The following is a 6,297-nucleotide window of genomic DNA, read 5'->3' as shown; positions in this document are numbered from 1 at the left end:
GGGCCGAACGCGCAGATGAGAACCTGGCGGAATTTCACGTGCCGGGCTTTCCCCTGCTGGCAGTCTCCGCCGAGCACGGACACAATATCCGCGCCCTTGTGGAAGACCTGGTTGACCTGTTGCCCGAGGAAACCCCCGAAGCGCCTCCGGCTCCCCCGACCCTGCGCCTGGCAATGCTTGGCCGCCCCAATGCGGGCAAGTCCTCGCTTATCAACGCGCTTTCCGGCGAAGACCGCATGATCGTTTCCGATGTGGCGGGCACGACCCGTGACAGCGTTGACGTGCGCTTCAGCCGCAATGGCAAGGACTATGTCTTTGTAGACACGGCCGGTGTTCGGCGGCGCACAAAAATTACGGACAGTGTAGAAAAGTACTCTGTGAACTCGGCCATCAAGTCCAGCACAAAGGCGGACGTGACCCTGCTGACCCTGGATGCTGCCGAAGGCGTGAGCCAGCAGGACAAGCGCCTCATGGACATGCTGAACACGCGCAAAACGCCGTTCATGGTTCTGATCAACAAATGCGACCTGGCCCCCCGGCATGCCCTGGATCAGCTGAAAAAGAATGTCAGCCAGATGCTGGCATTCTGCCCCCACGTGCCGGTCATGCCCGTTTCTGCCCTTAGCGGCAAAGACCTGGATAAAATACTGCCTCTTGCACAGCGCATCCATGAGGAGTGCAGCATCCGCATCCCCACAGGACGCCTCAACAGGGCCATGGAAGAGGTGCTTACCCGTCACCAGCCCCCTGTGGTCAAAAGGGCGCGGGCCAAATTCTTCTATCTTACCCAGGCCGAATCCGAGCCGCCGACCTTTGTGTTTTTTGTGAGCGACGCCACGCGCGTGCCGGAGAGCTACGCCCGCTACCTTGAACGCGCACTGAGAAAAACCTTCGGTATCGTTCATGCGCCCATGCGCCTGCACCTGCGCTCAAGCCACAAGAAAAAGGACAAGTAGCGCCATAACAGGCACCTGCCCCAAAGCACCACCCCAAAAACGATTTTCATGAGGCGGCCCGGATGTACCGACATCATCCGGGCCGCCTTTGGCATCGTGTAAAAAAACACCGCATCTTTTGCCGTCCGGCACTTGACAGACGCGGCAACCGCGCATTGACAGGCCGCCCGCAATAAGGCAATAGAGAGGTCTTCATCCATTTTGAAGCGCAAAATGCGCGCGACAATTTTCTCGTAGGAGGGGCTGATGAAAAAAGGTATAACCTTGCTTGCGGCAATGGCACTCTGCGCGGCGCTGGCCGCCCCCGCTCGGGCGGAAGACACCATCAAAATCGGCGTCGCCGGCGCTCACTCCGGCGATTTGGCCTCCTACGGCGTACCCAGCCTGAACGCTGCCAAGGTGGTCATTGCCGATACCAACGCCAAGGGCGGCGTGCTCGGCAAGCAGATCGAGCTGGTGGCCCAGGACGACCAATGCAAGCCCGAGCTGGCTACCAACGCAGCCACCAAGCTCATTTCCGACAAGGTCGCCGTGGTTATGGGGCATATCTGCTCCGGCGCCACCAAGGCTACCCTGCCCCTGTATACCGACGCCAAGATCGTGAGCATGTCGCCTTCTGCCACCACTCCCGGCCTTACGGAAGGCGGCAGCAACCCCTACTTCTTCCGCACCATTGCCAACGACAAAGCCCAGGCCGGACTGACCAGCGACTTCATGCTCAACAACCTCAAAGTCAAAAAAGTTGCCTATCTGCATGATAACGGCGATTACGGCAAGGGCTTTGTGGACAATAATCGCGAGCACCTCGAAAAGGCCGGCGTCAAGACCGTTCTGTTTGAAGCCATCACCCCCGACGCCGTGGACTTTTCCGCCGTTGTGCGCAAACTCAAGCGCGAGCAGCCCGACATCGTGGTTTTCGGCGGCTATCAGCCCACGGCCTCCAAGCTGCTGCAGCAGATGCGCCGCGACCGCGTGACCACCGCCCTGCTCGGCCCTGACGGCCTTATGGACGAAGCCTTCATCAAGATGGCCGGCAAGGCCAGCGAAGGCGTGTACTCCTCCTATCCCAAGGACACCAGCAACCTGCCCGCTTACAAGGCCGCCCGTGAAGGCCACGTAAAAATGTTCGGCAAGGATCCCGGCTCGTTCTACTACAACGGTTATGCCGCCACCCAGGCCCTGATCAATGCCATTGAAAAGGCCGGCAGCACCGACACAGCCAAAATTGTGGAAGCCCTGCATACCGCGCCCGTGGATACCCCGCTGGGAACCCTGACCTTCAGCAAAACCGGCGATGCCGCCGGCATGGCTCTCTCCATCTATCAGGTCAAAGACGGAAAATTTGTGGAACTCGACCACAGCATCGTCCTTGAATAGTTGATCAGGGGGGCGCGGTCATGGCCGCGCCCCCGTTTTCGCACACACTTTCGGCTGCGGCCGACGGCAATAACGGAACTGACGCCGGAGCGTGGCACTGCCAGGCCCCGGCGCGCGCGGGACGGCATGGACATCCAATTTTTTATAGAGCTTTTCTTTGGTGGACTCACCAGAGGCAGTATCTATGCGCTTATAGCTCTGGGCTACACCCTGGTTTACGGCATCATTGAGCTTATCAACTTTGCTCATGGCGAAATTTACATGCTGGGCGCTTTTACCGCCCTGCTGGTTGCCGGGGTGCTGGGCGTATACGGCTTTCCCGCTGGCGGCATACTTGTCGTCGCGGCGCTGGCGGCCATTGTCTGGTGCGCCGCCTATGGCTACACGCTGGAAAAGGTGGCGTACAAGCCGCTACGCGGCGCACCGCGCCTGTCGCCCCTGATCTCGGCCATAGGCATGTCCATATTTTTGCAGAATTACGTGTTGCTGGCCCAGACCTCAGACTTCGTGCCTTTTCCCAATCTGCTGCCTGAAATGGATTTTCTTGAGCATATCGGCTATGTCATGGGACCCAGCGATTTTCTGATTCTCGCTGTCAGCACCATTGCCATGGTTTCGCTCTCGCTTTTCATCCGCTACACACGCATGGGCAAAGCCATGCGCGCCACGGCGCAGAACCGTAAAATGGCGCTGCTGCTGGGCATTAACGCCGACCGCATCATTTCCCTGACCTTTATTATCGGATCGGGGCTGGCAGCCCTTGGCGGCGTGCTCATTGCCTCACATATGGGACAGGTCAACTTTGGCATCGGCTTTCTGGCCGGGCTTAAAGCCTTTACGGCAGCGGTACTCGGCGGCATCGGTTCCATCCCCGGAGCCATGGTGGGCGGCCTTGTGCTCGGCCTCGCCGAAAGCTTCACCACCGGGTACTTCTCAGGCAACTATGAAGACATGCTGGCCTTTGCCATCCTGATCCTCATTCTGATCTTCCGCCCTGACGGCATCCTGGGCAAAGCCAAAGTGCAGAAGGTGTAACCATGCAAAGAGTCATCAAGGCCGCCATCGCGGCACTCTGGTTCATGGTGCTCACCCTGCCCGTTTTGGGCATCAAGCTGAACACCATTGAAAGCACTGTTACCTGGCGGCTGGACCGCATCGCCCTGCTGGGCGCGGGCATCTTTGCACTGGCCCTTATCTGGGACTGGTGCTTCAGCCGCAAGGCCAGGGGCCTGGCCGTCATCAGGCTGCCGCGCAATTTCAGTCTCGGTTCGGGCATGGCCATCCTTTCCGAACGGCCCGTCCTTATGGCCGGAAGCCTGGCTATTCTTGCGGCCATCATGATTGCCATGCCGCTGGTGGTTTCGTTTTACCAGACCAACATCATGATCTCGGCCCTGCTCTATATCATGCTGGCGCTGGGCCTGAATATCGTGGTGGGTCTGGCCGGTCAGCTTGTGCTCGGCTATGTGGCCTTTTATGCCGTAGGGGCTTACGCCTACGGTCTGCTGCACCAGTTCCTGGGCTGGGGCTTCTGGGTGTGCCTGCCGGTGGGTGGCTTTGTGGCCGTCATTTTCGGTCTGGCCCTGGGCTTCCCCGTTCTGCGACTGCGCGGCGACTATCTGGCCATTGTTACCCTGGGTTTTGGCGAAATAGTGCGTCTGGCCCTGCAAAACTGGACCAGCCTGACCGGCGGGCCGCGCGGCGTGGGTGATATTCCCCGTCCCGGATTCTTCGGCATGGAAATGGATATCAGCGCCAGCACAACCTATATTTACTACCTTGTGCTTGCGGCAGTGGTCATAACGATCATTGTCATCAGCCGCCTGAAAAACTCCAGGGTCGGCCTTGCCCTCCAGGCACTGCGCGAAGATGAAATTGCCTGTGAAGCCATGGGTATAGACATCACACGGGTGAAGCTTTCCGCCTTTGCCCTTGGCTCGTGCTGGGCCGGTTTTGCCGGGGTTATCTTTGCGGCCAAAACAACCTACATCAATCCCTCAAGCTTCACCTTTATGGAATCGGCCATGATTCTGTCCATGGTGGTGCTGGGCGGCATGGGTTCCATCACCGGCGTGGTCATAGCCGCTCTTATTCTCATACTTGCGCCGGAATATCTGCGTGCCTTCTCCGAATACCGCATGCTCATCTTTGGAGCCATCATGGTGATCATGATGATTTTCCGGCCTCAGGGCCTTATCAGCGGCGAACGGCGCCGCTACCGCATCACCGGCCTTCATGAATCCAAAGGAGGCCGCCAGTGAACCCCGTGCTTGAAGTACAGGACCTTTCTCAGGACTTCGGCGGTCTGCGCGCTCTCAACGAATTGTCGCTTACAGTCAACAGCGGCGAGATTGTGGCCCTTATCGGCCCCAACGGCGCGGGAAAGACCACATTTTTCAACTGTGTGACGGGCATCTATACCCCCACCGAGGGCAAGATGTTTCTGTATGACCGCGAAGGCAGCCCCAAACTGCTTAACGGCAAGAAGCCGCACGTTATCACTGCTATGGGTATGGCCCGCACGTTTCAGAATATCCGCCTTTTCAGCGATATGACCGTGCTGGAAAACGTCATGATAGGCCGCCACTGCCGCACGCGAGCGGGCATTCTGGGGGCCGTCATGCGCGATGGCCGCACCCGCCGCGAAGAACAGGAAAGCATCGACGCGAGCTATGCCCTGCTGGAGTTGGTACGCCTGCAAGACATGTGGAACGAAACCGCCCGCAACCTGCCCTATGGCGCGCAGCGGCGGCTTGAGATCGCCCGCGCCCTGGCCACGGAGCCGCGCATGCTGCTGCTGGACGAGCCGGCAGCGGGCATGAACCCGCAGGAAACCAACGAGCTCAAGGATCTGGTCTGCTCCATTCGTGACAACCAACAGCTTTCCATCCTGCTCATCGAGCACGATATGGGCATGGTCATGTCTCTTTCAGACCGCATTTATGTTATGGAATACGGCTCATGCATTGCCACGGGCAAACCTGAAGAAATTCGCGTCAACCCGCGCGTCATCAAGGCATACCTGGGAGAAAGCGATGCTTGAGCTGCGTAATGTCGATACGTTTTACGGCAATATTCAGGCCCTGCGGGATATTTCTCTCAAGGTGGAAGAAGGCGATATTGTCACGCTGATCGGGGCCAACGGCGCGGGCAAGTCCACGACGCTCATGACCGTTTGCGGCATCAACCGCCCGCGTCAGGGAGAGATTCTCTGGTACGGCAAACCCATACATCAGCTGCCCCCGCATGAGATCGTTTCGCTCGGCATTTCTCAGGTTCCTGAAGGCCGCCTGATCTTTCCTGACCTGAGTGTACGCGAAAACCTGGACCTTGGCGCGTTCTTGCGGCAGGACAAAGAGGCCGTCAAAGACGATCTGGACTATGTGTTCAGTCTCTTTCCCATCCTGGCCGAACGCCGCAAGCAGGCAGGTGGAACCCTCTCCGGCGGCGAACAGCAAATGCTCGCCATCAGCCGCGCCCTCATGGGGCGTCCCAAGCTGCTTTTGCTGGATGAACCTTCCCTGGGCCTTGCGCCCATTATCATCCAGCAGATCTTCTCCATCATCCAGAAGGTCAATGCCGCCGGGACCACGGTCTTCCTGGTCGAACAGAATGCCAACCAGGCCCTGCGCATCGCCAACCGCGGCTATGTTATGGAAAACGGCCGCATTGTCATGAGCGACAGCGCCGCCAATCTGTTGAGCAGCGAAGAGGTGCGCACCGCATACCTCGGCATGTAGCTTGCGGCTGCTCCACCGACGCGCTGCATTTCAAACGCGATGCCGTGCCGGAATATTCAAAGGCGGTTCTGCCCAGTGCAGCACCGCCTTTTTGTTCATGAACCGCTGTCTGCCTTGGTCGGTGCGGCCGATGCGGTTGGTGCGATCATCTTGGTTGACGTTGCCGGTACGGCCGGCCCGATTGGCGCTGTCCGCTTGGTCGGCACGGTGGTCGGCCCTGCTGG

Annotated in this window: 7 protein-coding genes; 6 read left to right on the top strand and 1 reads right to left on the bottom strand. The window is 58.8% G+C overall.

Annotated features, from left to right (window positions below; all coding sequences use genetic code 11):
• From der to V6C07_RS02840, 6 genes are all read left to right on the top strand, one after another.
• On the top strand, positions 1-956 hold a 956-nt coding region (der, locus tag V6C07_RS02865; RefSeq protein ID WP_333534874.1), incomplete at its 5' end, for a ribosome biogenesis GTPase Der.
• A gap of 246 nt (positions 957-1,202) precedes the next feature.
• Positions 1,203-2,333 carry a branched-chain amino acid ABC transporter substrate-binding protein gene (locus V6C07_RS02860; RefSeq protein ID WP_333534873.1) on the top strand — a complete coding sequence of 377 codons (1,131 nt, stop codon included), beginning with the start codon at positions 1,203-1,205 and terminating at the stop codon, positions 2,331-2,333.
• Positions 2,334-2,459: 126 nt separating this feature from the next.
• On the top strand, positions 2,460-3,368 hold the full coding sequence (locus V6C07_RS02855; RefSeq protein WP_333534872.1) for a branched-chain amino acid ABC transporter permease: 909 nt from the start codon (positions 2,460-2,462) through the stop codon (positions 3,366-3,368).
• Between the two features lie 2 nt (positions 3,369-3,370).
• Complete coding sequence (locus V6C07_RS02850) at positions 3,371-4,594, top strand: ABC transporter permease subunit (RefSeq protein ID WP_333534871.1); 1,224 nt, start codon at positions 3,371-3,373, stop codon at positions 4,592-4,594.
• A complete protein-coding gene (locus V6C07_RS02845; RefSeq protein ID WP_333534870.1) occupies positions 4,591-5,376 on the top strand; it encodes an ABC transporter ATP-binding protein in 786 nt (261 codons plus the stop codon). The genes V6C07_RS02850 and V6C07_RS02845 overlap by 4 nt, the downstream gene beginning before the upstream one ends.
• Positions 5,369-6,073 carry an ABC transporter ATP-binding protein gene (locus V6C07_RS02840; protein WP_333534869.1) on the top strand — a complete coding sequence of 235 codons (705 nt, stop codon included), beginning with the start codon at positions 5,369-5,371 and terminating at the stop codon, positions 6,071-6,073. The genes V6C07_RS02845 and V6C07_RS02840 overlap by 8 nt, the downstream gene beginning before the upstream one ends.
• A 30-nt stretch (positions 6,074-6,103) precedes the next feature.
• Here V6C07_RS02840 and V6C07_RS02835 read toward each other — a convergent pair.
• Positions 6,104-6,297: hypothetical protein (locus V6C07_RS02835; RefSeq protein WP_333534868.1), on the bottom strand; the 194-nt coding region annotated here is incomplete at its 5' end.

The sequence above is a fragment of the Desulfovibrio sp. 1214_IL3152 genome (assembly GCF_036763055.1).
Lineage (GTDB): Bacteria > Desulfobacterota > Desulfovibrionia > Desulfovibrionales > Desulfovibrionaceae > Desulfovibrio.
This window is presented reverse-complemented; position numbering and strand designations above follow the sequence as displayed.

Coding starts and splice junctions, on each gene's coding strand:
- V6C07_RS02840 (WP_333534869.1), top strand. CDS start 5,369: ATGCTTGAGCTGCGTAATGTCGATACGTTTTACGGCAATATTCAGGCC.
- V6C07_RS02860 (WP_333534873.1), top strand. CDS start 1,203: ATGAAAAAAGGTATAACCTTGCTTGCGGCAATGGCACTCTGCGCGGCG.
- V6C07_RS02850 (WP_333534871.1), top strand. CDS start 3,371: ATGCAAAGAGTCATCAAGGCCGCCATCGCGGCACTCTGGTTCATGGTG.
- V6C07_RS02855 (WP_333534872.1), top strand. CDS start 2,460: ATGGACATCCAATTTTTTATAGAGCTTTTCTTTGGTGGACTCACCAGA.